The sequence below is a fragment of the Okeania sp. SIO2C9 genome (genome assembly GCF_010672455.1).
Classification (GTDB): domain Bacteria; phylum Cyanobacteriota; class Cyanobacteriia; order Cyanobacteriales; family Microcoleaceae; genus Okeania.
This window is the reverse complement of the sequence record NZ_JAAHGO010000007.1, coordinates 255,805-280,587: the sequence shown is the minus strand read 5'-3', so window position 1 is coordinate 280,587 and position 24,783 is coordinate 255,805. Positions and strand designations below refer to the sequence as shown.

The 24,783-nt window shown below is 33.9% G+C and carries 28 protein-coding genes and 1 pseudogene; 15 read left to right on the top strand and 14 right to left on the bottom strand.

Going from position 1 to position 24,783, the window contains the following annotated elements; all coding sequences use genetic code 11:
* Nucleotides 1-236: 236 nt before the first annotated feature.
* The gene (locus tag F6K23_RS07595; RefSeq protein ID WP_293152851.1) at nucleotides 237-440 is read left to right on the top strand and encodes a hypothetical protein; all 204 of its coding nucleotides are present in this window, start codon (nucleotides 237-239) and stop codon (nucleotides 438-440) included.
* Between the two features lie 103 nt (nucleotides 441-543).
* On the top strand, nucleotides 544-843 hold the full coding sequence (locus F6K23_RS07590; RefSeq protein ID WP_293152848.1) for a DUF6464 family protein: 300 nt from the start codon (nucleotides 544-546) through the stop codon (nucleotides 841-843).
* 187 nt (nucleotides 844-1,030) lie between these two features.
* Here F6K23_RS07590 and F6K23_RS07585 read toward each other — a convergent pair whose 3' ends face one another.
* From F6K23_RS07585 to F6K23_RS07570, 4 genes are all read right to left on the bottom strand, one after another.
* On the bottom strand, nucleotides 1,031-1,594 hold the full coding sequence (locus F6K23_RS07585) for an NUDIX hydrolase (protein WP_293152845.1): 564 nt from the start codon (nucleotides 1,592-1,594) through the stop codon (nucleotides 1,031-1,033).
* A gap of 304 nt (nucleotides 1,595-1,898) precedes the next feature.
* On the bottom strand, nucleotides 1,899-2,408 hold the full coding sequence (locus F6K23_RS07580; protein WP_293152842.1) for a hypothetical protein: 510 nt from the start codon (nucleotides 2,406-2,408) through the stop codon (nucleotides 1,899-1,901).
* A gap of 651 nt (nucleotides 2,409-3,059) precedes the next feature.
* A complete protein-coding gene (locus F6K23_RS07575) occupies nucleotides 3,060-3,200 on the bottom strand; it encodes a hypothetical protein (RefSeq protein ID WP_293152839.1) in 141 nt (46 codons plus the stop codon).
* Complete coding sequence (locus tag F6K23_RS07570; protein ID WP_375340740.1) at nucleotides 3,185-4,642, bottom strand: site-2 protease family protein; 1,458 nt, start codon at nucleotides 4,640-4,642, stop codon at nucleotides 3,185-3,187. Before F6K23_RS07570 ends, F6K23_RS07575 begins: the two co-directional genes overlap by 16 nt.
* A gap of 87 nt (nucleotides 4,643-4,729) precedes the next feature.
* On the opposite strand from F6K23_RS07570, the gene F6K23_RS07565 reads away from it, so the two are divergent.
* From F6K23_RS07565 to F6K23_RS07555, 3 genes are all read left to right on the top strand, one after another.
* The gene (locus tag F6K23_RS07565) at nucleotides 4,730-5,398 is read left to right on the top strand and encodes an MBL fold metallo-hydrolase (protein WP_293152833.1); all 669 of its coding nucleotides are present in this window, start codon (nucleotides 4,730-4,732) and stop codon (nucleotides 5,396-5,398) included.
* A gap of 1,148 nt (nucleotides 5,399-6,546) precedes the next feature.
* A complete protein-coding gene (locus F6K23_RS07560; RefSeq protein WP_293152830.1) occupies nucleotides 6,547-7,011 on the top strand; it encodes a hypothetical protein in 465 nt (154 codons plus the stop codon).
* A 66-nt stretch (nucleotides 7,012-7,077) separates the two neighbouring features.
* Nucleotides 7,078-7,635, top strand: a complete 558-nt coding sequence (locus tag F6K23_RS07555; protein WP_293152827.1) for a glutathione S-transferase family protein — start codon at nucleotides 7,078-7,080, stop codon at nucleotides 7,633-7,635.
* Nucleotides 7,636-9,214: 1,579 nt separating this feature from the next.
* On the opposite strand, the gene F6K23_RS07550 is transcribed toward F6K23_RS07555, so the two are convergent.
* Nucleotides 9,215-9,352: a photosystem II reaction center protein K gene (locus F6K23_RS07550; RefSeq protein ID WP_293063688.1), complete on the bottom strand. Its 138-nt coding sequence runs from the start codon at nucleotides 9,350-9,352 to the stop codon at nucleotides 9,215-9,217.
* A gap of 374 nt (nucleotides 9,353-9,726) precedes the next feature.
* On the opposite strand from F6K23_RS07550, the gene F6K23_RS07545 reads away from it, so the two are divergent.
* Together F6K23_RS07545 and F6K23_RS07540 are read left to right on the top strand one after the other, a co-directional pair.
* A complete protein-coding gene (locus tag F6K23_RS07545) occupies nucleotides 9,727-9,921 on the top strand; it encodes a class I SAM-dependent methyltransferase (RefSeq protein ID WP_293152824.1) in 195 nt (64 codons plus the stop codon).
* A 197-nt stretch (nucleotides 9,922-10,118) separates the two neighbouring features.
* Nucleotides 10,119-10,460, top strand: a complete 342-nt coding sequence (locus F6K23_RS07540) for a hypothetical protein (protein ID WP_293152821.1) — start codon at nucleotides 10,119-10,121, stop codon at nucleotides 10,458-10,460.
* A 358-nt stretch (nucleotides 10,461-10,818) separates the two neighbouring features.
* On the opposite strand, the gene F6K23_RS07535 is transcribed toward F6K23_RS07540, so the two are convergent.
* On the bottom strand, nucleotides 10,819-11,448 hold the full coding sequence (locus tag F6K23_RS07535) for a DedA family protein (protein WP_293152818.1): 630 nt from the start codon (nucleotides 11,446-11,448) through the stop codon (nucleotides 10,819-10,821).
* Between the two features lie 486 nt (nucleotides 11,449-11,934).
* On the opposite strand from F6K23_RS07535, the gene F6K23_RS07530 reads away from it, so the two are divergent.
* Nucleotides 11,935-12,282: an STAS domain-containing protein gene (locus F6K23_RS07530; protein WP_293152815.1), complete on the top strand. Its 348-nt coding sequence runs from the start codon at nucleotides 11,935-11,937 to the stop codon at nucleotides 12,280-12,282.
* Nucleotides 12,283-12,477: 195 nt separating this feature from the next.
* Here F6K23_RS07530 and F6K23_RS07525 read toward each other — a convergent pair whose 3' ends face one another.
* From F6K23_RS07525 to F6K23_RS07495, 8 genes and pseudogenes are all read right to left on the bottom strand, one after another.
* On the bottom strand, nucleotides 12,478-13,035 hold the full coding sequence (locus tag F6K23_RS07525) for an Npun_F5560 family protein (protein ID WP_375340739.1): 558 nt from the start codon (nucleotides 13,033-13,035) through the stop codon (nucleotides 12,478-12,480).
* 55 nt (nucleotides 13,036-13,090) lie between these two features.
* Nucleotides 13,091-13,408: pseudogene (locus F6K23_RS07520) on the bottom strand (reverse transcriptase N-terminal domain-containing protein); the annotation flags it as partial.
* 234 nt (nucleotides 13,409-13,642) lie between these two features.
* Nucleotides 13,643-13,759 carry a transposase gene (locus F6K23_RS41590; protein ID WP_367267648.1) on the bottom strand — a complete coding sequence of 39 codons (117 nt, stop codon included), beginning with the start codon at nucleotides 13,757-13,759 and terminating at the stop codon, nucleotides 13,643-13,645.
* A 257-nt stretch (nucleotides 13,760-14,016) separates the two neighbouring features.
* Nucleotides 14,017-14,292, bottom strand: a complete 276-nt coding sequence (locus F6K23_RS07515) for a helix-turn-helix domain-containing protein (RefSeq protein ID WP_293153158.1) — start codon at nucleotides 14,290-14,292, stop codon at nucleotides 14,017-14,019.
* A gap of 254 nt (nucleotides 14,293-14,546) precedes the next feature.
* Nucleotides 14,547-14,915: a 30S ribosomal protein S6 gene (gene rpsF, locus F6K23_RS07510; RefSeq protein ID WP_293152809.1), complete on the bottom strand. Its 369-nt coding sequence runs from the start codon at nucleotides 14,913-14,915 to the stop codon at nucleotides 14,547-14,549.
* Between the two features lie 120 nt (nucleotides 14,916-15,035).
* Complete coding sequence (locus tag F6K23_RS07505) at nucleotides 15,036-15,509, bottom strand: Tic20 family protein (protein WP_293152806.1); 474 nt, start codon at nucleotides 15,507-15,509, stop codon at nucleotides 15,036-15,038.
* Nucleotides 15,510-16,032: 523 nt separating this feature from the next.
* Nucleotides 16,033-16,230 (bottom strand): hypothetical protein, encoded by a 198-nt coding sequence (locus F6K23_RS07500; protein WP_293152803.1) that lies wholly within the window; start codon nucleotides 16,228-16,230, stop codon nucleotides 16,033-16,035.
* A gap of 359 nt (nucleotides 16,231-16,589) precedes the next feature.
* Complete coding sequence (locus F6K23_RS07495) at nucleotides 16,590-17,456, bottom strand: methyltransferase domain-containing protein (RefSeq protein ID WP_293152800.1); 867 nt, start codon at nucleotides 17,454-17,456, stop codon at nucleotides 16,590-16,592.
* A gap of 819 nt (nucleotides 17,457-18,275) precedes the next feature.
* Here F6K23_RS07495 and F6K23_RS07490 point away from each other — a divergent pair.
* The 7 genes from F6K23_RS07490 (at nucleotide 18,276) to F6K23_RS07460 (ending at nucleotide 24,431) form a co-directional block, all read left to right on the top strand.
* Nucleotides 18,276-19,607, top strand: a complete 1,332-nt coding sequence (locus F6K23_RS07490; protein WP_293152797.1) for a TrkH family potassium uptake protein — start codon at nucleotides 18,276-18,278, stop codon at nucleotides 19,605-19,607.
* Nucleotides 19,608-20,464: 857 nt separating this feature from the next.
* Nucleotides 20,465-21,163: a TrkA family potassium uptake protein gene (locus tag F6K23_RS07485; protein ID WP_293152794.1), complete on the top strand. Its 699-nt coding sequence runs from the start codon at nucleotides 20,465-20,467 to the stop codon at nucleotides 21,161-21,163.
* Nucleotides 21,164-21,738: 575 nt separating this feature from the next.
* Nucleotides 21,739-22,788, top strand: a complete 1,050-nt coding sequence (locus tag F6K23_RS07480; protein WP_293152791.1) for a homogentisate phytyltransferase — start codon at nucleotides 21,739-21,741, stop codon at nucleotides 22,786-22,788.
* 143 nt (nucleotides 22,789-22,931) lie between these two features.
* The gene (locus tag F6K23_RS07475; RefSeq protein WP_293152788.1) at nucleotides 22,932-23,066 is read left to right on the top strand and encodes a hypothetical protein; all 135 of its coding nucleotides are present in this window, start codon (nucleotides 22,932-22,934) and stop codon (nucleotides 23,064-23,066) included.
* The gene (locus tag F6K23_RS07470) at nucleotides 23,041-23,307 is read left to right on the top strand and encodes a hypothetical protein (RefSeq protein WP_293152786.1); all 267 of its coding nucleotides are present in this window, start codon (nucleotides 23,041-23,043) and stop codon (nucleotides 23,305-23,307) included. Before F6K23_RS07475 ends, F6K23_RS07470 begins: the two co-directional genes overlap by 26 nt.
* Before the next feature lie 104 nt (nucleotides 23,308-23,411).
* Entirely contained in the window at nucleotides 23,412-23,684 is a 273-nt protein-coding gene (locus tag F6K23_RS07465; protein ID WP_293152784.1) for a hypothetical protein, read from the top strand.
* Between the two features lie 387 nt (nucleotides 23,685-24,071).
* Nucleotides 24,072-24,431 carry a hypothetical protein gene (locus tag F6K23_RS07460; protein WP_293152781.1) on the top strand — a complete coding sequence of 120 codons (360 nt, stop codon included), beginning with the start codon at nucleotides 24,072-24,074 and terminating at the stop codon, nucleotides 24,429-24,431.
* Nucleotides 24,432-24,783: the final 352 nt, after the last annotated feature.

Sequence of the window (24,783 nt, the reverse complement as noted above, 5' to 3'; positions counted from 1 at the left end):
AACCCCTCGGAGTGGACTAACTAGGAATATGTCGCCAGAGTCTCCCCAGCTTACATCTAAATAATTTGAACTAATTGATCTTGATTAATTTGTTAATTAAACAGTGATTAAACTCACGATTTTACCTACTTTCAAGTCACAGACAATTAGTAAATTTGTTTTGTAATATGTATTTATTACGGTAGCCTCCAAACTAATTGTTCTGTATTTTAATTAAAATTAAAGGAGGGTGTGAGATGTGGGAAAAAATTTGGTTAGCACTTGCTGTTACTTTATCTTTACATATATTTGCAGGCATAGATTTATCTCATATTAAATTGCCTTTTACTTCTCTATATTCTGTGGTTAAAGCAGATAGTGAGATGCCAAAGACATTATTTGTGGAAAAAAAAATTCCATCTTCAAATCTAACAAATATCAAGGTTTTGATTAACCGATAATCAAATTTTATTGCTTCAAATAATAAATAATTTTGTATTGATATTATTAGCAGCGATAGAGTAATTATGAAGTTACAATAAATTAGAATAAATTAGAATAAATGTGTTTAAGATTTTACTAATTTTTTTGATGGGTATGACTCCTTGGATAGTTTCTTTATGGGTACTTAACAAGTTTAAAGCACGAAGTAGAGAAAGACTTATATCTATTAGATTGGCAGTAAACTATACAGGAGTACCAACTATATCTACCCAACCAGAACAACAATATATTGAAGGATTAGGATATATCATAGGAGACCTAAGTTGTAAGTTCAATGCTAGGTCTCCCCTCATCCGTTGTGCTGTTAACCCTTTCGGTCTATGTAAGGATTGTTCTCATTATGAGTCCATAGATACCTAATATTAATAATTTAATACCAAATTCATTTCTAAATTCCATAGAATCATATCTCGATTGGGGTTGACTGTAGATTGAGATAGACAAGTTAATAAATTTTTTCAAGAAGGAAGAAGGAGGAAGGAAAAAATAATTGTGTGCCACCTCACATAAAATTGTTATAAGACCTAACACCTAATTCTGTGCCACCTCAAATACAATTCGACTTATGCAAATATTCCAATCCTAAAAATATTGCTGCTACAGTTCCAGAAACACTTATTTCTCCTATCAATACTCTCTTAATAACTTCATCGACAGGTATTAGCACTACTTCAATTTCTTCTGTAATATCAAGTTCTTGTTGCTGAGATTTGATAACATTTTCTGCTATAAATAAGTGAATCGAATTTGTATCCTTAACCGGATTATCATATAGAGTTGCTAATTTAATTAATTTATTGGCAACATATCCAGTTTCTTCAGTAAGTTCCCTAGAAGCAGCAATCTCCCCTGTTTCTTCTATTGGGTTAAAAGCACCTGCAGGTAGCTCTAATAAAACTTCTTTGACTCCATGTCTATATTGACGCACAAATACAATTTCTTGTTGAGGTGTTACAGGAAAAATAAGTGCAATATCTGGTCTAACATTAATAAAAAAATCATCTATAATCGTACCATTTGATAACTCTACTTTATCCTGTCTGACCAGACACCATTTATTATTAATTACTAACCGAGATTGTAAAAGCTTCCATTTTTTTAAATTAGTCATAAATCAAATAGATATGAGTAACCATTTAATCAATTCAACTAGACCCAGAAAGGGTGCAGTGGACATGGCAAGAATATCAAAATTCTTATTACCGAAAAATTGTGGGTATGCGCCTCCTCTTTTAAGGGGATAATAAGCGGTCGTTTGCGGAGCAGTCCGTTAGGATGGGATGGCGAGGAGACCTCGCCATATACAATCGACTCCTGTGAAGAAAAATTTTCATGAATTTGTCAATCCTCTTCAATTCATAGAGAGGTAATTATTCATTATTCATTATTCATTATTCATTGTTGAAATCCGACTTTTAGAGATTATCTGGCAGTAACTCTTTAAATAAATTATTTAACTCTTGAGGATGAATCGGAGAAAGTATAGCATCATCTAAAATAACAGCAGCTCCAAAATGTCGATTGTGTAAAATTTCCCAGTCAATAATAGTTAAATGATTGCGTGTCATAAAGGGCAGTTTTCTATGCCAATGTATCTTCATTTCTAATACTGACCCCCCACCTTCTCTCTCTGCTAACGAAATTGGTTCTGTTCTGTCAAACTCTCCGTGGGGATGAATAATTAATATAGCTAATTTCCCAATTTCATTCCTTTTGCAGTTGAGACTTTCCTGTAAATCTAAAGCTAATTTATCGGCTGATTTTTGGCTTTCCCCTACGGTAATTTGCCAATCATTTTGTGCAGACAAGCTAAATCCTGAGAGAATATTTCCTGCATTAGCTACAGGTAGATTAAAGTTAGGTATTGCAACTGATAATAAAATCAAAACTATAGCAAAAATGAGATAATTTACCTTGTTAATCATTTGTTTGAAGACAAAATAACGCATAAATAAATAAAAGATGAAGATTGAAATAAGTCCTAGAAATTTATAGCATTTTCAAATAATATGTCAAACAAGTGTTGGTTATTTTCTAACATTAAAAAGTCCCGGAAACCTTTTTACCGAAAAATTGTGGGTATGCGCCTTCCCTTTGAAACTATCCCTGATAAGGAACTCCTGAAAACCTTGTGGGAAGCAGGGGAGTAGGGGATAAAGGAGAAAGAATCATAGTAGATAGGAAAAACTACTTAAGTTATCAAAAAAAATTTACTTTTGAATACACTTTCTCTCTGACAAAAACCTGTTAAAGACTTCTACATAACTTGTATATTTTGTCAATTTTTATGTTAAGAAAGATGTTTATAAAGCATAGCCTTTTAAGGGGATAAGAAAAAAGATAATTCCGTATTTCAAGTCTCCTTATTGCAGAGGTACTGATAACTAATAACTGAAATGACACTGATGTTTTTCTTTTCTTTTATCTATCAATTTATGCTGTATTTTTTTCTCGTTCCAACTTAAATAAATTATCTTCCAGATTAAGTGGAATTAGTTCTCTAAATCAATCATTTAACTCTTATACCAATTTTATGTGAGAGTAGGTGTTAGGTGTTAGGTTTTAGGTCTTAGGTGTTATACCAATTTTATTTTAGGTGGCACACAATTATTTTTTCCTTCTTCCTTCTTCCTTCTTCCTTCTTCCTTCTTCCTTCTTCCTTCTTCCTTCTTCCTTCTTCCTTCTTCCTTCTTCCTTCTTCTTAAAAATTTAACCACTGTATAACCATCTTTGGTGCAGGCAATAAAATCATTACCAATAAACCTAACATCAATAATCCTAAAAAGTCGCGTTTGTCATCTAATTCACTAACATCATTTAGAGCAGGTTCATCAGCAAGAGGCATTAAAAATAAAAAGATTGCTAGAAATAAAAATTCCTGATTTATAAAAGCTAATAGTAATAACAAAAACCGAGAAATTTGACCAATAACCATACCAGTTCTTTGCCCAAACATTGCGTGTACTATATGACCGCCATCAAGTTGCCCAATAGGCATTAAATTGTATGCAGTTACTACTAAACCTACATAACCTGCTACTGCTATTGGATGTAAATCTATGCCTTTGTTATAAGTTAATTCTGTACCTAATGCTAATTTACTTAATACAGCTAATAAAAAAGAAAAAGTGGGATTTAAAGAGTCTATGGATAATATTCCTGATTCCTCAGATAAAGGAACTATGTTAGAGTGGGACAAACCCCAAATTAATAGTGGTATTGTAACTACTAATCCGGCAATTGGACCTGCTATACTAACGTCAAATAGAGATTTGCGATTAGGTACAGGACTTTGCATCCGAATAAATGCTCCAAAAGTCCCTAAGAAAAACGGTACCGGGATAAAATATGGTAGAGTAGTACGAATTTTGTATAAATGAGCTGTTATGTAGTGGCCAAATTCATGTAATCCTAGAATCACGATCATAGCAACTCCATAAGGTAAACCCTGGATTAATAAATTAGGGTTAGATTGTATGGCATCTTCAGAAATACCAACTATTTCTCTAGCTCCTACTAAAGTAGTGGTGAATAAAGTTATCAGCAATAATCCTAAAGCCAAGAGTATAGGTTTTTGAGGTTCCTGAGAAACTTGAGTTTGGTCATTTTGGCCACGGGGGTTAGGAACTAGAGCAAAAAAAGGCTTACCTTGAAAGCTATTTTGAAATACTACTAGGAAGCGATCGCCAAATTTTCCTTCTATATTTTCTCTTACTGTTTGATAAGCTTTTTCAGGATTTGAGCGTAACTGACCCCGACAAATAACTGCTTGAGGTCTATATTCAAGATTCCTGAGATAGTAAACTGTCCAAGGAAAACAATTTCTCAGACTAGCTTCTTCTGTTTTATCTATTGTTAGTTTGGGTGGAGTTTGATTGAGAGTTTGAGTAGGGGCTATTTTTGCTTTAGTCTGGGAATTACTATTATCTTTTGTCGATCGATCTGATTCTGATTGACTGGGTTGATGCTGTCCCCATTGCACCAGTAACCAGTATAAATAAGGACAGAAAATAAAGGGAATGATGATTAATGCTGGTGGTATTTGTCTTTCACCATAAATTAACATCCAAGTTGTCCATATTAAAGCTGGTGTCATCATCACTAGCCATAATATCCAGATAGGAGTGCGAGTAATTTTACTTACGCTGCGTTGTAACATGAAGTATGTCATCAACCCTAATAAAATCAATAAAAAGAGCATAATAGTTTAATGAGTTCAGTTTATTTTTAATCTAAGAATACTGCTTTGACACAACAGCCTTTTGTCTCTAAATCTCCCCAGTTTGTCCTAGAAAATATTTTTGCCTTTTCGCCAAATCGGGATACTTTAGGAGGAACATCTTATTTTATTGTAAATAATCAGACCAACATTCTCATTGATTGTCCTGCTGATAATGAAACCAATCAAAAGTTTCTAGCCGAACAGGGAGGAGTAAAGTGGTTGTATATTACTCATCGTAGTGCTATTGGTAAGGCACAAGAGATTCAAAAAGCTTTCAACTGTGAGATTCTGATTCAAGAACAGGAAGCTTATTTGTTGCCTAACCTCAAAGTAACAACCTTTGAGCAAGAGTTTAGTTTAAGTCAACATATTACTGTTTTATGGACTCCTGGCCATTCTCCTGGTTCGTCTTGTTTATACTATTCAGAAAATGGTGGGGTCTTATTTACAGGTCGTCATTTATTGCCTAATAGTCAAGGGCAACCTGTGCCATTGCGTATTGCTAAGACTTTTCATTGGCCTAGACAGCTTCAGAGTGTTAAATTTTTGATTGACCAATTTTCACCACAGACTCTACAGTACATTTGTCCTGCTGCTAATACTGGAGCTTTGAGGGGTAAGCGAGTAATTGAGTCAGCTTATGATAAGTTGACATCTTTAGATTTAGAAGTTTTTTCTGAGGTTAAACCATAACTTTTAACCAGTCGCTCGGATATTTTCTATTACCCAATAATTAGGGTTTACCGATTAAATCTAAAAGCATTGACAGATTAAAGATAAGTGCCTTTTTGAGGTCAAAAAAAGTGCGCCTGTTTGAGTTCTTCATGCTCAAAGAAGGAGCGTATTTTAGGTGCATAGTTGGGCAGAAACATCAAGGGACAAAACTTAGCTCCTACCTTCTCGCTCCCGAGCCATTTCTCCTGTCTCCTACCTTCACCCATAATTTTTCAGCAAACCCTAATTTAAGGTTTAAAGCTTCTCCATTAAAGGGGAAAAAATAAAAAATTTTCCTTTTAGTAAATCCTCTTCTTTTCAACGATAGTAATTGTTAATTGTTAATTATTAATTGTTGAACAGTTACTCGTCATAAGCTAGGAAAAAAGCTTTGCATTGGTGAAAAGAGGTATGATATCCCGTCCGGATCGGAGCGCGAACAAAAAACTTTCTCCTTCTACTACTCTTTCTTCTTCTTTCTTTCTTTCCTCCTGACTCGGTCTGACTGACTCCTAAATAATTAGGGCTTACCGATCAAATCTAAAAGTATTTACAAATAAAATTTTTAGCATTTTTAAGTATCAAAAAGTGCGAGTTTTTAGGTGGTAATGGTTCAATTAGGAGCGGATTTTGATCGAGAGTTGGGCAGAAAAATTAAGGGACGATTCTTCCTACTATCTCCTCTATAATTCCCCGTTCCTCCAGTATAGCTGTCTCCAGTATAGCTGTCTCCTACCCCTACTAAAAGACTTTTTCAGCAAACCCTAATTAACATTAATATCATACAGGTGCTTCACCAACGCCAAAAGCTTTATCTAGCAACTTTTTAGCAATTAGAAATTCCGAAAATTTGTAAATATATAGCACTACGTCTTTTGGTTAGGAAAGTAAATTTGGGTTTTAGAGGAATGTCAAGAGGGTATTTGTCTAGAGCTATACCAATTGCTACCCATGTAGTATCTAAATATATTTTTAGTCAAAAAATAGCCCAGATTAGCTTACATAAACTTATTTTTACACAAAATTTTGGTTTGCTCAATTTTAGTATCAGATTTTTTTGAGGGCTGAGTTCCCTAAGTTGATAAAATAAGACTTAGTATCTAAAGAATTAAAAATTAGAATAGCTTATGGCAAATGTTTCTGCTTATCCCAATGCCCCAGATTTATCTACTGATGACTATTTAGTTATTGGTTTGGCAACTTGCTTTATCAAGGAAGATGGTGAAGTTTCTCAAGTAAAAGTTGTTGAACCAATACCCTCAGCAGCTCTCGAAGCTATTGTTAAAGGAATTCCTACTTCATATCAAATGGCTTGTGGGACTACTTTGGGTGCAGTTTTATCTGGGGACACACCTCTACTACCTGAAGATTTTCCTCCGGAAGCTCAATTCTCTGATAATTTTGCCTCAAGAGCGATCGCTACTACTCGTACATATAAAATTCACCCAGAAGTTAAGTCTTTAATTCCTCTGGGAACTCGTCGTGATGATTTGAATTATTCTTTGGAGCGTAAGCGGGTACTAAATGCTGAAAATATTGTCAGTTCAGAAGACAATGTGAAGCAACATGAATATACTCACAAAGTTCTTTAATATTTCTGTTGATTTACTTGGGTAAAATTGTAGAACTCACAGTTATCAAAAATTAGGTATATAGTCGTGCTAAAACTTTATGGTGGCGCTCGTAGTCGAGCATCAATTGTTCATTGGTATCTTGAAGAAATAGAAGCTGATTATGAATTTATTAATCTCGATATGCAGTCAGGAGAGCATCTCAAATCAGATTTTTTAGAGATTAATCCGATGGGAAAAGTTCCTGCTATTGTTGATGGAGAATTTAAACTTTGGGAGTCAGGAGCTATTCTGTTATATGTTGCAGAAAAATATGGCAAAATGCCTGATTCTTTAGAACAGAAAGCTGAAATTTTTCAGTGGGTATTGTTTGCTAATGCTACTCTTGCATCGGGCATTTTTGTAGAGGCAAGTCGTGAAAAGGAAACTCCTCGCTTATTAACTCCATTGAATAAAATTTTTGAGACTCAACCTTATTTAATGGCTGAAGAATTCAATGTGGCAGATGTAGCAGTAGGTTCAGTTTTAGCTTATATTCCTATGATGCTAAAGTTGGATTTAAGTTCTTATCCTCATGTTTTGACTTATATCAAACGTATATCTGAAAGACCTGCTTTCCAAAAGACAATTGCTAATCCTTCTTAGATTTATCTAAGTTTTTTTACTAATGATAATCAAATAATTTTCAAGTAAGAAGTATAGCAGAAGGAAGAAGGAAGAAGAATGAACCGAAGTTGGAAAATATTACCGAAAAATTGTGGTTTAAAGCCTCCCCTTTTAAGGGGATAAAAAGAAAAAAAATCTTTTTGATCAATCCTCTTGTTTATTAAGAAGAGGTAATTCTAAATTCTTCATTCTAAATTCTTAATTCTTGAAGTAGTCTGAGTTTTAAGCTGTCAATATTTCCTGATCTTTCCTTCGACTGCTATAAGTAGAAATTAAAGATATATAGCAACCAGGAATCAGATGTGATAATTTTATTGCTTCGGTACTTCCTATTCTCTGTTCCCTATTCCCTATTCCCTATTCCCTATTCCCTAAAAATCTAGAATATCTCACATCACAACTCAAATAAGACCGCTATAAATTTAAGAAAAATAATCAGTGTTGCATATTAAATAGATAATTGGTAATAGCTAGTTTTCAATAAGCAATTAATTCTTCCCTAAAAGTAGTTTTATCCTCCTACTATGCAACACCAATTTAACTTATACTCCCATGATGTTAAAGTTGGATTTAAGTTCTTATCCTCATGTTTTGACTTATATCAAACATATATCTGAAAGACCTGCTTCCCCTAAAAAAATTGCTAATCAGTCCTAGATTTATCTAATTTTTTTTTAGCGACGATAATCAAATGATTTTCCAGTAATAACTAAGTATAAATAAGACATAAATTAAGAAAAATCATTAGTGTTGCATATTAATTAAATGGATAATTGGTAATAGCTAATTTTCAATAAGCAATTAATTCTTCCCTAACAGTAGTTTTATCCTCCTACTATGCAACACCAAATTACTTTGGAAAACAAATTATCTTATCTTATAGATGAGTAACCTAAATTGTTTTTATAGGTCTATTTAACTTATGCAATTAATACTGGTTAAATAGGTTAGGTTAAGCACCGTGTGCTGTGGGATGGTACGTTAATTGACATCCTCCCGACGCTGCTCTAGGAGACAGCGCGGGATTCCTAACCATCGCGCTATTAGGCCTTTATGCTTCAATGCACCAGCCTCCAAGGTCGAGCCTCTTTTCGGTCTTAAAGTCGCTCCACAGACTGAAACTGCTAGCCCAGCAGACAGATTCTAAGTTTAACACACTATTGACAAAACCGCAAAATTGATTGGTTTTCCCATACGACGCTCCCCTTCAGGAGAGCGCGGGTCTTCAACCAACGTTGAGATAAAACGCTTCGCACTCCACGCTTTCTAAATATTTATTTGATATTTATTTGACAAACACTCTATTATAAGTTTATCTTTTCTGTAGTGGGTTTAATGCTCCACCGTCTACACAATGTTTAAAATTTTTTGGGGTTTGTAGACACGGAGTGGCATGTCGAAGACTATCCATAAGAAATTTTCCCTTCTGCTTTCTTCAATGAACTTATGCTATTAATACTGCTTAAAGCAGTTAGCTATCAGCTGCCAAATTATTATGTCGAGTAAATTCTGATCGATAATTAGAATGGTAACTGATAGCTATCTTTAAGATTAGTCTTTATTTGAAACCAACTGCTGCTTGCCACACAAAAGCTAACAACAAGAAGAAAACAGGAATTACTGGTAAAACATCAACTAAAGGGTCAAAAACAGAGTAAGCTTCTGGCAGTTTTGCCAATAGCATTGCTAATTCCATAACATCAACCTACCTTTTTCACAAAATTTTTATGATATTTAGTATATCTTAACTCGAGCCATTAACATCAAAACTTATCTCTTCATATTTAAATCTAAACTAATGGAAATATTGGTGTTGCTAAATCCAGTAATGAATATTCGAGGGACAAAAACGTTTCAAAACTTCGGGTAGTAAATTAACAACCTACTAAAATGTTTGAGCATTTCTATGGACTAGGAATAGCACAAAGTTTTGGGATTTAATTAAAGTAGAATTTCTACTATTGATGAAATATTGAATAACAAAAGAATGTCTGAGATAGAAACAAACCAGTGGTTAAAGTGGATCTGTTCTAGTCAAAATATTGATTAGTTAGTGGAAAACTATGATCAATGGCCAGATATGTGGCCAATAAACATGATACAATTCTTGATGTTGGGGCCGGAACAGGTCTAGTTGGTGTGGCATTAGCTGAATTGGGATTTGAACAAATAATAGGTATGGACATATTACCTGGTATGTTGACCAAAGCAGCAGAAAAAGGCATATATAAATCCTTAGTTTGTTGCTCTATAGGTGATGAGTAATTCAGAAACTTAGAGAAGGCCAGTGGTATTATTGCTAGAGGAGTATTTGCTGAAAGCCATGCTGGTTCAGCAGAACTGAATAAACTTCAATAGAATATTTAACCTCAAGGTGTCTTGGTGTTTATGGCACGTCAGAGTTTCTTGGCTAAACTTGAGAAAGTCCTAGACTAGCCAGAATGGACTCTTATTGATTCCAAGTGCGTACTCTCAACTACAAGACCGTGCGCTACGAAGGTCATCAATATCTGATGAAATTTTTAACTCAAGAATTGGGTTTAAGCGATCGCCACGAACTCCTGCAAGAAATATTGGAAAATTCCATTCCTATTACTAAGCAAGATGTGGTAGTTATTTTCTGTTTTGTAACTGGTTGGAAAAACGGCTATCTTCAACAAATCAGCGATGTCCGCAAGATTTATCCCCTTAATTTGTATGGAGAAACTTGGAGTTCTATCCAGCTGACAACTTCTGCTTCTCTTTGTGCTGTCTTGGATATATATCTCCATGGGGAAGTTCCACATACTGGTTTCCTCAAATAAGAACAGATTAGCCTAGATGCCTTTCTGGCAAATCGTTTTGGTTGTTATTATAATCTGTAACTGTTACAGGATTTTTGCTCCTAATTAACACTGGTTTCCACTTGTCGAGTTTGATATTTTTTAGACCATAAACTTTGTGAGTTAGACCATTTCAAGCATATTTTTTGTGACATCCTCTCTAGCTGTTAGGCGCGGATATCCTATTGAATCATAGCTTTTCGGTGGGTTGACGTTTTGCTGGCGCAAAGCATCCGATGTTAGCAGAAGCTGCTAACTAATACGGTAGTCTCACACTTTCCTCCGCGTCCGTTTAGAGTTTCCGGGTGCCGCTCGGCAACTAATATTAAACCTTAAATTATCAACCTGTATTTTCTTTTCCTTTCTTCAAAGACTCTAACCCAATAGGAATCAAAATCCAAGCTACCAATAGTACCAAAGCAGCTACACCAAATTGTGCAACCCAAGATACTAATTTTTCTAGAGGTACAACTTGTCCCAAAAAGAAGGATAAACTGACCATTGTCAATGCCCAAATAGTCGCTCCACTAGCATTACATAATAAAAATTTCCAGTAAGGCATTTGAGCAATTCCCGCTAAAGGGCCAGCAAAAATCCGTAGTAATGTAATAAATCGACCAAAAAATACTGCTTTAGCTGCATTTTTACTAAACTGATTTTTTGTATCTATCAGTTTTTCCTCTTTAATCCGAAATATTTGACCTAACTTCAACATTAATGGCCAGCCACCATACTTGCCAATCAAATATCCACAACTGTCGCCGAATACTGCACCTATAATTGCACAGCTAAGTACATATCTATAAAGTAATTCCCCACTACCTGCAAGGAAACCACCTACGAGTGTCACTGTTTCTCCAGGTAAGGGGACTCCTGCATTTTCGAGGGCTATTCCTAAAAAAATGGCTAGATAGCCGTATTTATGGGCTATTAATTGAATTGTTTCTAATGATACAAATTCCAGGTGCATAATACGGTAATCTTTAATCGAACTAAATCGAATTTATCATTTTTTTATATTTTATTGCCAGATAGTGATCTGTAAAGATGGTTTTGAGGAGTGGCTAATCTTAAAAAGCATTACCCAAAAATCACAGGTTACAAAATCTATCCATCATTTCAAAGTTGATAGACCAGTAGTTATATTTAAAGGAAACTTATTTATGACTTAAGCGGTCTTTATAGGTTATAGATAATTAATTGATGTACGCAATAACTATTAAATATATAACAAAAGCTAAAAACTTGCACTATAATTGACAATAATTACTGTCACTGTCAATTTTGTATTTTATACAGGGAATTCTATTCCTAGTAAAGTGAATTTCCTGAGTATCATTACAACTTCTAGATTGTTGATAATTAGGGTGTAATGAATGATCTTCAATCTAAAACAATTTATATTTCAGAGCAAAGTAAAAAGTAATTTTTTTCCTTTTAATTAATGGTGATACCTATGAAAGCTATTGATGCCAGTCAACATATTATTCTCGTTCCGAATCACCGCTTAGACTTAGCTGGAGCAAATGCGATTAAGCAGCAATTCATATCTCTACTAGAAAAAAACTACAATCTTTGGATTATTGATATGGCTAATGTGGAGTTTATAGATAGTTCTGGTTTAAGTGCATTAGTTATTGGCTTAAAAAAGGCTCGTGAACATGGCTGTAGTTTAGCTATCTGTAACCTTAACCCCACAGCTAGATTGGTTTTTGAAATTACTCAGTTAGATAGAGTTTTTCAAATTTTTAACACTATTGATGATATTTTTTTAGATTCTCATGCAAAATTAGTAACAGCTTAAGTTAAACTGTAAGCTGATTTTTAAATGCTCGGCTCAGATGCTAAATTTAATAGTAACTGAGCCGAACTTATAAATGAACATCAATAGAATTTTATTGCAGTTCACTAATTATCAAAACACTACTCTCTTTAGATAAAATTTTATACTAATGCTAAGATAGAATGTTGTACCTATCTCAGCAAATATTTATTTAAATTAAGCATTTCCAAACGTCGGCATTTCTACAGAAGAACCAGGTTGCCCGGGTCCAAAAGCAGGCAAATCTAGACCATTAGCACGACGATTTCTAACTGCTAGACGATAACTAACACTTTGTAACTCTGCATGTAATTGACGATTTTCCTTTTGTAAAGTTTCCACTTTTTCAAGCACTTCTGCCAGGCGTTCGGAGAATTTTTGACGATAGACTTCTGGTAGCTCTTGTACTACTTGTTCTAACATTTGTGAGCGGTCTGTTAATTCTTGGACAGAATGACGTAAATTATATACTTCTGCATCTCGTTCAGCAATTTGTTCTTGATAAAAATTTACTTGTTGTTCAACTTCATTGAGTTGTTCCTTTAAGCTTTGCATTTGAGATTGATAACTTTCAGGAACTGTTGATGTTGGTACTATACTTGTATTTCCCTTAACTAATCGAAAAAGTTCTTGAGACAATTGTTGAATTAATTGGTCTCGCATTTGTAATTCTTCGTTAAGACGAGATACTTCAAGTTGAAGTTGTTGTGAATTTAACTTTTGCATCTGCTTCACTTTAAGTTTGCTCCTAAATTATTCAGTAGTTCCTATATAATTTATATTTTATATTTAGAAATAGTATAGCTTCATAACTCATATAATTAATAATCGGTATTCCTAAAGGTCGCTTTTCATCCATCCCTGGTTTGGGAATCCATACTCTCCGAGTTGGTCTGACCTTTGTACCCAGCTTTAATTTATTTGCCAAGGCCAGACCTTGCTTTGGGGTCAGCGATTTAACGCTATCCACACCTGCCGTCTTTCGGCCTTGATTGTCTTGGGTTACTCGACGCACCGCGATAACTTTTGCAACCCAAGACTTTGTTAGTCATTTTTGGAGTCTGCGAACTGTTCTGACATCTCCAGGACGTGACGCTTTGTAAATCCGCTAAAACTATTACTTGGTTTTCGTCCATAATTTCAGTAGATAATTTATGCAGAAAATCTGTCAAGGGTATCTTTCAGTGTGGCATGTTTGCGCAGCATGACCTAGGAAAATTTAGCAACTCTTAGCCTCGCTTTTTCATATGATTTAGACCCTCTAGTTTTCTGAGATAATGACTGACTTAATTTTCCTTAGTCTTTGCGTAGCATTCCGATAGGAAAGCTTCTCTGAAAGAGGCTACTTCTTAATTCGTTTTTTCAGTGACTTAGGAGCATCAACCTTTTCACCATTACTCAAAGTAGCAAAAGTTTTGATGCCTAAATCTATACTTACTGAATTATCAGTTTTAGGCAAAATTTTTGGTAAAGTTTCTACTACAAAACTTAAGAAATATCTATGAAGTGAGTCCTTGATAACAGTTACTGAAGAAGGTTGACTAGTTAACTCTCTAGACCAAACTATTTTTAACTTCCCAATCTTGGCTAAATAAACTTTATGTTCACCAACTTTAAACCCTCATGAGTGTAAATCTTGCAGTTTGTTTTGACTTTCTACGTTTTTTGAATTTAGGAGGTTTAACAAGTTTACCTTTTTTCTGACCTTTAGTTGATTTAAAAAAGTTTTTTAGGGGCAAACAGTCCTTCGCCTCTACGGTTTAAGTCATTCAAAGATTGCTGTAATGGTATAGCAGAAACTTCTGATAACCACTCTCTATTTTCAGTCTTTTTAGCTTGAGTAATAAAAAGCTTTTGTAGCTCAGGATTAATGGTTTTTTTTTCTCCTGATTTGTACTTTTCTTGGCAGCAAGCTAGACTATCATTCCAAACAACACGGACACAACCAAATACTTTGGCTAATCGGTATTTTTGTCCCGGTGTTGGATAAATAGGATACTTAAATCTAGCTTTTATAATTCTGATATAAACTAATAATATGATAGGATAATTATTACTATTTTTATCTATAAAAAGTCGCCCTAGAAGGGCGAGGCTTTAGACCCACTTTTTTGGTAAAGGAAATAGGGGAAACTCTCCTATTTCAGATTTTCAAATTCTACTTTTTTGTTGAGTTTGCTTTTTTTGGGTGAATCAAAGCTCTCAAATCTTTTAGTCCAAATAATGTGGGTTGAGGTGAAATATTACTATTCCACTACTGCTGCTAATGGTTCTGGTTGATCTTGAGTATCTGGTGCAGTAGTATCTGGTGTAGTATTTTTGGGTACTTCCTGTTTAATCGTTAAGTAACGAATAACCTCTTCACTCAAACGCATTGCCCTCTCCAATACAGCTATTTGAGTGGGAGGACCTTGGTAGTTCATCTGAATATATGTACCTTCTCGATGATCGTTTATCTCATAAGCTAAACGACGCTTACCACGATGTTGAATTTCTAGGTCGTAAGCGCCCTGTTCCTGCAATAAATCTTTATATTTTGCAATTGTCTGTTCTACCTGTTCTTCATTCAGGTCTGGACGCAAAATATACATTGTTTCGTAAATGAATGGTTTCATGGAAATAATCTCCTTTCGGACTACATGGCTTCTAGCAAATTTTATGCAGAAGCAAGGATCTTTTATCTTACAAAATTTTCACCACAAAAACAAAATAAATAGTGTTAGTGTGAAAAATATTTAGCGAACTTGCATATAAACAGCTTCAGAAATAGTAGGTATTTCTGCGTAGCGACCCATGACTGACTGAACTACTGCATAGATAAATGATGCTAGAATTCCGATGAATATCATATTAGAGAGAGTTTCCAGAATAAATCCTCCTAAACTTCCTCCCAATATTTGCAGAATTAGACCACACAAGATTAAAATAATATCCAGTAGAATTGCTTGCATGGTATTGAAACGAATAAAGTGAGATATATTTTCATTTCTCACAACTAACAAGAACAGAGCAAAGAAAACTATTAAGCCAAAGAAGGGTATACCTCTATAAATCTGTAACAAAGGGCTAAGAAGAACTGGTATTATCTGTATGGGAGGGAACTGTTGGAATAAATATCTGCCATACACTAACCCATCTAGCAAGGGTAATAGATAAGGTAAGCTAGCAAAAATTCGGTCTTGAACAGTTGTAGAACCGCGCCAATTCATTGTAAAATACTCCTGAACTTGATGATAAATAGCTATATATAAATTCAGGATAGCGCAGTAGTGAGATAACTTCAGTCGTTGATCATATTTCGTGAGTCAAAAAAATACTAAATTTATCAAATTTTAGGTGATTTCAGCAAAATTTTCTATTCGAGCGACTAAGGTCTCGGATATTTTACTTAAGCTTAACTGACTCAACCAAGTAAAGATTCTTTGGGCACTAACTAGTAAAACTTTTTTACATACTTAAGCATAGTAACAATAGTTATATATTAATAGTAGTCCTAAATAATTTATCAAAAAAACAAAAAAGTAGATAATAAAGTGTTAAGTGTTTAAAACTATTTTTGGCTCACTGATTAAGATATTTTCTACACAACTCAAATCTGAGTGCTATAGCTATTTTGTTTACTTTTAAGCTACATTTAAATTATTAGCTTAAAGGCTAAATGTCGCACTTTAATCTACTTTTAATTTTTATGCTTGCTTCCAAAACACATTACTATCAAACTGATTTTTGTAATTATTCTATACTGGCAACGCGGAAACCCATTTGACACTCATACTGATCTGGTTGAGTATCTGATAACTTAGGAACTGGATGACCACAACGTAATTGACCACCTTTCCATCGGGGTTGACCAGTTCGATCGGCTAACAAACAACCTTGACAAACTTGTTGAGGAGCAACTAGCTGATTTTCCATTAAAATAACTAACATAAATTACACCTCCAGGAATATCCCATATGGTGTATCTATTTTAAGCTATTATTATACCAGAAGTAGGTATATTGGTACAGAAATTAACATTTACTGAAGATGCTATTGAAGAGATAAGGAGAGAAGGAAAAAAATATAAGAGAAAAAGAGGACTTAAAATACAGTGAGTTAATGATTAACTCAAAAGTTAAAAGTCATGCATTTGATGAAGTCAAAAGTCAAAAGTCATGCATTAAGATTTTATAGGCTCGAAACTTTAATCCCACGAGCAAGTCAAAAGTCAAAAGTCAGAGATTAACTCAAAAGTATGAAAATTTTGACTCACTTCCACTGATTTAAAAATAATTTGTGCTAATTAACTATTTATTTCCCCGCAATAGACCAAATTTTATTAATCCTCGTTCATATCCACTACTCATTAACTCCAGGGAAAGGGCAGCTTGAATTGTTGTCCAACCACTAAAGAGTAAGTTCATAATTACTTTAGGGTCAAAAGCTGATTCAATCACAACATTCCAGAAGGGAGCAGCAGCAGTTGACCAGTCAGCAGTGCAAATATTTTGAAAGCCGATATTTTGGGCGATCGCTTCATACTCTGGCAAAGAAATAACATAAGGCAGAGCATAGACCCGATAAATTTCGGCTAGATGTCTCCTTTCATCGTCAGTTAGTTGTCCATCGGGGCCACCAACTGGACGATGACACCAAGTAGCCATAATTATAGTTCCACCTGGTTTCAGGACTCTATAGCATTCTTGCAAGAATTTTTGTTTATTAGGCATATGTTCTCCACTTTCGAGAGACCATACTAAGTCAAATGATTCATCAGCAAAGGGCATTTCTAAAGCATTTGCCACTATAAAGTTAGTAGATTGACTTAAGTTGGCTACATCAGCTCGTTCTTTAGCTCTTTGGGCCTGGACGGGAGAAAGGGTAATACCTGTGGCAGTGGCATTAAACTTTTCGGCCAAGTACAGTGTACTACCGCCTATACCACAACCGACGTCCAGGATAGAGGTAGGAGACCAAAAATTTGATTTTTCATTTAATGCTCCCCATTGAAGTAGTTCTTCAATCATGTCTATTTGAGCTTGTCGTCTATTTTTTTTCTCCTTACCATCTTGTCCATAATGGCCATGGTGCATATGTTCGCCCCACGCTTGTTCCCACAGACTGGAGGAAGCATCATAGAATTGTTGAATCTGTTCGATTAAGGTTGAGGTCATTTCAGTTATCAGTTATCAGTTATCAGTTATTAGTTATCAGTTATCAGTACCTCTGACTAAACCCAGAGGCTTGAAATAATTAAATTTATTCTTTTCATCCTCTTCAAAGGGAAGGCTTTGGACTTCATGTTTTGGTCATAATTATTCATCAAGGTTGAAGATTTATTTTTCTGGACTATTATATATTCAATATCATATCTGGCTGAATAGTTAATAAATTAGTAGGGAATAGAGGGTAGGGAGTAGGGAGAAATTTGGTCTGCAAGTGAAAGGATAGTTTTTTCATAACTAATTATCTGGAAATAATATAACACAAAAATTCAAGATTAAAAGTTATTTTGTCTAAGGAAAAAAATTGAAGTATTTGTAATTTTAGATGTTAATTTATGCCATTATTAATGTACATGGCCAGAAGTTATTTGTGATTGAAAGTAAGTATTTCCTGCGGAATGCTACGCAAATAGTTTTTGAAAGTACAGATTTTAATCAGGTTAGTTTGTTACCTTTTTCTTTTCTGTGGAATTCTGCGTAAACATAATTTTGAATTCTCCTTCTAAGATAATAGACATCTCCAGAAAATAAATCTTTTAATTAGAGCAGGCTAAGGATAGGAAAAATTCATCCTAAAAAATATTTTTTAGTGCCTTTTTCGTAAAAATATCTTACCTGTTTCCTGTTGCCTGTTTCCTGTTGCCTACTCCTGCAAAAAACCTATATATTTTTCGGAGATGTCTAATAAGCTGATAGCTGATAGCTGACTGCTGTTTGCGCAGCATGACCTAGGAAATGCTTACTAAATATACATACTAAAAATTTGAAATGAGTGTAGCTAGAACTGTATGTCAAGGTTTTATTGCTGTTATTATTATTGGTGCGATATTACTCATGTTACCTATTTCTATGAGTAATGGGAATTGGAGTAATCCTGTGACTGCTTTATTCACAGCAACTTCTGCTGTTTGTGTGACTGGACTTTCTGTTGTGAATGTGGGGGAATATTATTCGTTTTGGGGGCAACTCTTTTTATTATTATTGGTTCAAGTTGGAGCTTTGGGTTATATGACTGCTACAACTATTCTTTTGTTGTTGTTTGGTCGTAAATTTCGGCTTCGGGAAAAAGTTGCTCTTCAGCAATCTTTGGAACAGGTAGGATTGGCTGGTGTAGAACCTTTAATTAAGTCTATTTTGGCTACAACTATTGTGTTTGAATTGACTGGTATTTTGTTGCTTTTATTTGTTTTTGTTCCAAATTATGGGTTTAAAGATGGTTTTTGGTATTCGATTTTTCATAGTATAAATGCTTTTAATAACGCTGGTTTTAGTTTATATGCAGATGGGTTTATTAAATATGCAAAATCTCCGTTACTAAATTTGGTGATTACTGGCTTGATTATATTTGGGGGATTGGGTTATCAAGTGATTATGGAGATATATTTATGGCTGAAAAGTTGTTGGAAAAAAGAGCAAGTTTTTCACACTTTTTCTCTACATTTTAAAGTGGTTACTAATACAACTATTTTTTTATTGATTTTTGGTGTTATTACTTTTTTTATTGCTGAATTTAACAATCCTCAGACTCTAGAAAGTTTCAACTTAGGGCAAAAATTAATTGCTGTTTGGTTTCAATCTGTTACTACTAGAACGGCAGGTTTTAATACTATTGATATTGGGCAATTGACTGATGCTGGTTTATTTATCACGATTGCTTTAATGTTTATTGGTGCTAGTCCGGGTAGCACTGGAGGGGGTATTAAAACTACAACTTTTAGAATATTATTTAATAGTACAAAAGCAGCTTTACAGGGTAGGGAAGAAGTTTTATGTTATCAACGTAAGATTCCAACTCTCGTTATTATTAAAGCTATTGGTGTGGTTTTTGCCTCAGCTTCATTAGTGGCGATCGCTACTACTTTAGCTGCTTTTGCTGACCCAGAATTAGAGTCAATTCAAGTTTTTTTTGAAGTTGTATCTGCTTTTGCTACAGTTGGTTTATCTACGGGGGTTACTTCTAATTTTACAATTGCAGGGCAATTGGTATTGATTTTAACTATGTATATAGGTAGGGTGGGTGTCTTACTATTAGTATCTACTATTTTTGCTGAACAAAACCCTAGTGCGATTCAGTATCCAGAGGAAAATTTATTTGTATAATTGTTTGAGTTATAGTAATTCCCAAAAAGCGTGAGGTACAAAATTCCTTTGTTTTAGGGAGTAGGGGGTAGTTCAACAATTAATAATTAATAATTAATAATTAACAATTACCTCTCCTTGAAAAGAATCTGAAACTAAACAATTTGCAGTAATTGGTTTGGGTCGATAGAGAGTAGGGAGTAGAAAAGAAGAAAAATAACTTTACCTTAGTAACTTGAGAAACGCTATATTGATGCTAAAGTTAAAAACACAGCAAAAAAACTAAGAGAACAAATTTAGTTAGTTGTAAAAAATTTTTCTCAGCATTGGTAAAATCGGAAAATAGAAATTTTGGAGGCAACCTTATTTTTACTATTTACAATATAGAAGCTATAACGTTGAATTTTTAGTGAAATTATCGTCTGAGAATTTTTGGCAAAATTTAAAATATGAAACTAAACAATTTGCAGTAATTGGTTTGGGTCGATAGGGAGTAGGGAGTAGGAAATAGAAAAAGAAGAAAAACAACTGCAACTCAGTAATTTGAGAAACGTTATATTGATGCTAAAGTTAAAAACACAGCAAAAAGAACTAAGAGAACAAATTTAGTTAGTTGTGAAAAATTTTTCTCAGCATTGGTAAAATCTGAAAATAGAAATTTTGGAGGCAACGTTATTTTTGCTATTTATAGCAATGTGCGCTGGCATATTTACAAATTACAGGAACTGTCCAATAGCTAAAATCTTATATTATCAGTTTTTTATTCCCCTCCTGGGAGGGGGAGGGGCGAGGGGTGGGTTCCCTATTGCCTGTTGCCTTCCGGAGCTGTTGCCTGCGCGCAGCGCTATACAATATAGAGCTATAACGTTGAATTTTTAGTGAAATTATCGTCTTGGAATTTTTGGCAAAATTTAAAATCTGAAACTAAACAATTTGCAGTAATTGGTTTGGGGAGATTTGGTAAAGCAGTATGTTTAACTTTGCATAATTTAGGCTATGAAGTTTTGGCTATTGATAGAGAAGAAAAAAGAGTAAATCAAGCTTTAACTGACAAAATATCTTCTCATGCTTTAGAACTTGATGCAACAGAAATTAATGCTATTAAACAAGCTGGTATTTCAGATTTTGATACAGTAATTGTCGCAATTGGCAATTATTTGTCGGAAAGTATTATTACTACTCTAAATCTTAAGGAAGTGGGAGTAAAATGTGTAGTAGCTAAAGCTTCTTCAGAGACTCATGTTAAACTTTTAAACAAGATTGGAGCAGACTATGTGGTATTTCCAGAGAGAGAAATGGGTTGCGAACTAGCACGATTATTGAGTAAACCTAGAATACTCGATAAATTTGATATAGACCCAGATAATAGTATCGTAGAAATTATTGTACCAGAAAAATTTGATGGTAAAACTATTGCTGATTTAGAACTACGGAATAAATATGGTTTAAATTTACTGGCAGTGAGCGACCGAGGTGAAAAATTTCAAATTAATCCGAAGCCTAGTACAATTTTAACTAAAGGAATAATAATGATTGTACTTGGTTCTAATCAAGATATTAATCGCTTGCCAAATTAATGGGTGCATCTCAATTTTGAATAGAGCCAAAAATTTATTGCTTTTAGGCAACAGGCAATAGGAAATATATAGGAAAAAAGTATTTATAAAAATACTTAGATGCACTCAAATTAATAATTAAATAATTCTGGTTTAAAGCCGATCCTTTTAAGGAGAAAAAAGCGGTCCTTAGCGGAGTTTTCTGAAGGGTGGGATGGATGGGTTTCCTAACCATATCCAATCGACCAAGAGAAGAAATAATGTTTCCTTATATTCAATTCCGTAACGGTTAAAACCAGAGGTAATTATCCATTATCAATTAATGAAAGCGCTTTTCATTTAAGTAGACTACAAAATTATTTTTGCTTAGGGAGTAGGAAGTAGGGAGTAGGGAGTAGAAAAATGCTTTTATTACCGAAAAATTGTGGTTTAAAGCCTCCTCTTTTAAGGGGATAAAAAGAAAAAATTTCCTTTTAGTCAATCCTCTCCTTTAAAAAAAGAATAATTATTAATTATTAATTGTTGAGTGTAGTCTATCTATGTGAAAACCACTATAAAATTATCGTAAATTAAGAGAAAAGTTATTCAAGGTAGTTATGGGAGAAATTTCACATTATCAGGAAGCAAAAATCACAACTAATTTGGTGCAAAAATATTTCCCACAGCTATATAGTTTTTGGAAGTTTGCACGTCCCCATACAATTATTGGTACAACATTAAGTGTATTGGCAATATATCTAATTGCTTTGAGTGATCGCTCTGATTTTTTCAATCAATCTTTTTTCATCTATAGTTTAATTCTGTTATTGGTAACTTGGATAAGTTGTCTATGCGGAAATATTTATATAGTAGGATTGAATCAATTAGAAGATGTGGAAATAGACCGAATTAATAAACCTCATCTACCTATAGCTGCTGGTGAATTTTCTCGGTTTTCTGGTCAAGTAATTGTGGCAATAACGGGAGTTTTGGCTTTAAGTTTGGCTCTAGTTGGCGGACCTTTTTTATTAGGTACAGTGGGCATAAGTTTAGTAATTGGTACATTTTATTCTTTGCCTCCTATTAGATTAAAAAGATTTCCTTTTTGGGCAGCATTATGTATTTTTACTGTGCGGGGAGTAATTGTTAATCTAGGGTTATTTTTAAGCTTTGTTTGGGGATTAGAAAAAGTTGAGGAAGTCTCAGGAAGTTTAAATAAATGGATAACAGAAGTAGGTGAAATAATTCTCCTCAAAAAAAGCTTGATAATTCCAGAAATTCCTCCGACAGTATGGGCGTTAACTTTATTCGTAATAGTCTTCACTTTTGCTATTGCAATTTTTAAGGATATTCCAGATATTGAAGGAGACCGTAAATTTAATATCACTACATTTACAATTAAATTAGGAGCATTCGCTGTCTTTAATTTGGCAAGGTGGGTATTAACAATTTGCTATATCAGTATGGTTATATTTGGTATAACTTGGTTGGCAAATATTAATTTGATTTTTTTGGTAATAAGTCATGTATTGACTTTGGGTATAATGTGGTGGCGTAGTCAAAAAGTAGACCTGGAAGATAAAAGAGCGATCGCTGATTTTTATCAATTTATTTGGAAACTATTTTTCCTAGAATATCTAATTTTTCCTATAGCTTGTCTTTTTTAAGTTAAAAGTCAAAAGTTAAAAGTTAAAAGTAAGAAAGTTGATAATTTTGGCAAGGTACACACATCGCGGGCAAGATGCCCGCACTGGGAATATTTAATTTTTAATATCTGTACTTCTTATGGGAGGAATATGCTGTATAAATCATGCAATTACTGATTTTATTTATCGGTAAAAATGAACAATTTGACCAAAATAAACTGGTAGATATTGTTAAAAATATCCCAGGAATTGAAAATATCCGAGAAGGAGAATTTGTCGGTTCTATCCTGGAGTTTTAATTTAGGAGGGAGAGGATTTTACCACAGTGCGTTTGGTTTGAGTGGCGCTCGCGAAACTATTAGTATTTCTGGGCTAAGAGATGCTAGTTTAAAAATTGCTTTGTCAATTCAAAAATGCTATCCTCAACCAATTATCGCCGTGGATTCCGATTACAGTTTTGAGCTAGTTTTAGATAAGATAAACTCCCTGGAAAAACTGTGTCAAAAAATCTTAGAGTCGTCTTATCAAACAGTCAGTTAAGATTAATATTTTGAGTAATATCGTCGTATAAAATAATGTACAAAACACAAGCAGCAGATACAAGAATAGAAGCTGAAAAAATCTGGTTTTAACTCATAGGTAAAATGCCTATAGAAACTAGAATAATGCAACATCATAGAGCATCTATTCAGTCACAACAAATCTGGTGGGATTTATTTAGACAGCAACATAGTAATTTAACCAATAAACAACTAAAAATAGAGTACATAAAGTTAAAGTTAGGAGAGGAATATTGCTCAATAAATAAATTAATATATCGGGATTTTATGATTGTTTATGAAATAGATTTAGCTGTAACCCTTGGTGAAATATTAGATAATTTGAAAATTCCTTACTATTTAGGGTTTGCTGATTAAATCTCAAAGCATTGACATATAGAGGTTTTAGCATTTTTTAATTAAAAAAAGTCCAAGCTTTTAGGTCGTAATGGTTCAAAAAATTAGCATTTTAGGCGAGAGTTGTGCAGAATAATCCCTTGATTATTCTTCCCCCTACCTCCTCTATAATTCCCATAACTCCTGTCTCCTGTCTCCTGTCTCCTGTCTCCTGACTCCTACCCTCAACCATAAGACTTTTTCAGCAAACCCTATTTAGGTGGTGGTCTTGCTAGTTCCTTCTGGGGAGAACGGATACAAACAGAAGAAGCTGATATTGCAGTAATTTTAGAACCAGAAAAAGTAGAACAATTAATAGCAGCTTTAGCAACAGAATTTTATGTAAGTGAAGTTGCTATAGATGATGCTATGAGGGGTAGTAATAATACCTTTAATATTATTCACACAGCATCAGTAATCAAAGCTTATATCTATCCTATTAAACAATCTAATGATTTTGAGTTTTCAGCAATGTCGCGTCGTCAACAAGTACAATTATTTTCTACAAATAAATTGATTTATATTGTTTCCCCCGAAGATATTGTTTTACAGAAATTAAGATGGTACAAAATTGCAGATAATTATTCTCAAAAACAATGGCGCGATGTATTAGGAGTTTTAAAAGCTAGACGAAAAATATTAGATTTTAACTATTTGAGGCTGTGGAGTAATTATCTAAAATTAACTCCAGAATTAGAAAAAGCTTTTGATGAAACAAACTTGACTTAATATTACTAAACTAGGAAACTCTATATTCACTCATATATTACTTTTAACATTTAACTTTTTACTTGTGCGTAGCGCTTCGGAGAGATTATAAGTAGGTAGATGGGAAAATTTACAAGTACGTCAAATGTGGTGGCATAGTCAAAAAGTAGACCTGGAAGATAAAAGAGCGATCGCTGATTTTTGTCTATTTATTGGGAAAGTATTTTTCGCAGAATATCTAATTTTTTCCATAGGTGGTCTTTGATATTAGTCAGATTTTGATTGTGTCAAGAATTTCTGGGAATTAGGAAAAGTCTACTCTGGGAAAAAAGGTAATAATTTCAGATTTTCTATTTTTGTTCGGGGTATTTTT

Excerpts from the sequence above, each read along its gene's own strand:
- F6K23_RS07595 (WP_293152851.1), top strand. The coding sequence starts at position 237 with ATGTGGGAAAAAATTTGGTTAGCACTTGCTGTTACTTTATCTTTACAT.
- F6K23_RS07585 (WP_293152845.1), bottom strand. The coding sequence starts at position 1,594 with ATGACTAATTTAAAAAAATGGAAGCTTTTACAATCTCGGTTAGTAATT.
- F6K23_RS07580 (WP_293152842.1), bottom strand. The coding sequence starts at position 2,408 with ATGATTAACAAGGTAAATTATCTCATTTTTGCTATAGTTTTGATTTTA.
- F6K23_RS07570 (WP_375340740.1), bottom strand. The coding sequence starts at position 4,642 with ATGTTACAACGCAGCGTAAGTAAAATTACTCGCACTCCTATCTGGATA.
- F6K23_RS07560 (WP_293152830.1), top strand. The coding sequence starts at position 6,547 with ATGGCAAATGTTTCTGCTTATCCCAATGCCCCAGATTTATCTACTGAT.
- F6K23_RS07550 (WP_293063688.1), bottom strand. The coding sequence starts at position 9,352 with ATGGAATTAGCAATGCTATTGGCAAAACTGCCAGAAGCTTACTCTGTT.
- F6K23_RS07545 (WP_293152824.1), top strand. The coding sequence starts at position 9,727 with ATGGCCAGATATGTGGCCAATAAACATGATACAATTCTTGATGTTGGG.
- F6K23_RS07535 (WP_293152818.1), bottom strand. The coding sequence starts at position 11,448 with ATGCACCTGGAATTTGTATCATTAGAAACAATTCAATTAATAGCCCAT.
- F6K23_RS07530 (WP_293152815.1), top strand. The coding sequence starts at position 11,935 with ATGAAAGCTATTGATGCCAGTCAACATATTATTCTCGTTCCGAATCAC.
- rpsF (WP_293152809.1), bottom strand. The coding sequence starts at position 14,915 with ATGAAACCATTCATTTACGAAACAATGTATATTTTGCGTCCAGACCTG.
- F6K23_RS07505 (WP_293152806.1), bottom strand. The coding sequence starts at position 15,509 with ATGAATTGGCGCGGTTCTACAACTGTTCAAGACCGAATTTTTGCTAGC.
- F6K23_RS07500 (WP_293152803.1), bottom strand. The coding sequence starts at position 16,230 with ATGTTAGTTATTTTAATGGAAAATCAGCTAGTTGCTCCTCAACAAGTT.
- F6K23_RS07495 (WP_293152800.1), bottom strand. The coding sequence starts at position 17,456 with ATGACCTCAACCTTAATCGAACAGATTCAACAATTCTATGATGCTTCC.
- F6K23_RS07490 (WP_293152797.1), top strand. The coding sequence starts at position 18,276 with ATGAGTGTAGCTAGAACTGTATGTCAAGGTTTTATTGCTGTTATTATT.
- F6K23_RS07480 (WP_293152791.1), top strand. The coding sequence starts at position 21,739 with ATGGGAGAAATTTCACATTATCAGGAAGCAAAAATCACAACTAATTTG.
- F6K23_RS07475 (WP_293152788.1), top strand. The coding sequence starts at position 22,932 with ATGCAATTACTGATTTTATTTATCGGTAAAAATGAACAATTTGACCAA.
- F6K23_RS07465 (WP_293152784.1), top strand. The coding sequence starts at position 23,412 with ATGCCTATAGAAACTAGAATAATGCAACATCATAGAGCATCTATTCAG.
- F6K23_RS07460 (WP_293152781.1), top strand. The coding sequence starts at position 24,072 with ATGAGGGGTAGTAATAATACCTTTAATATTATTCACACAGCATCAGTA.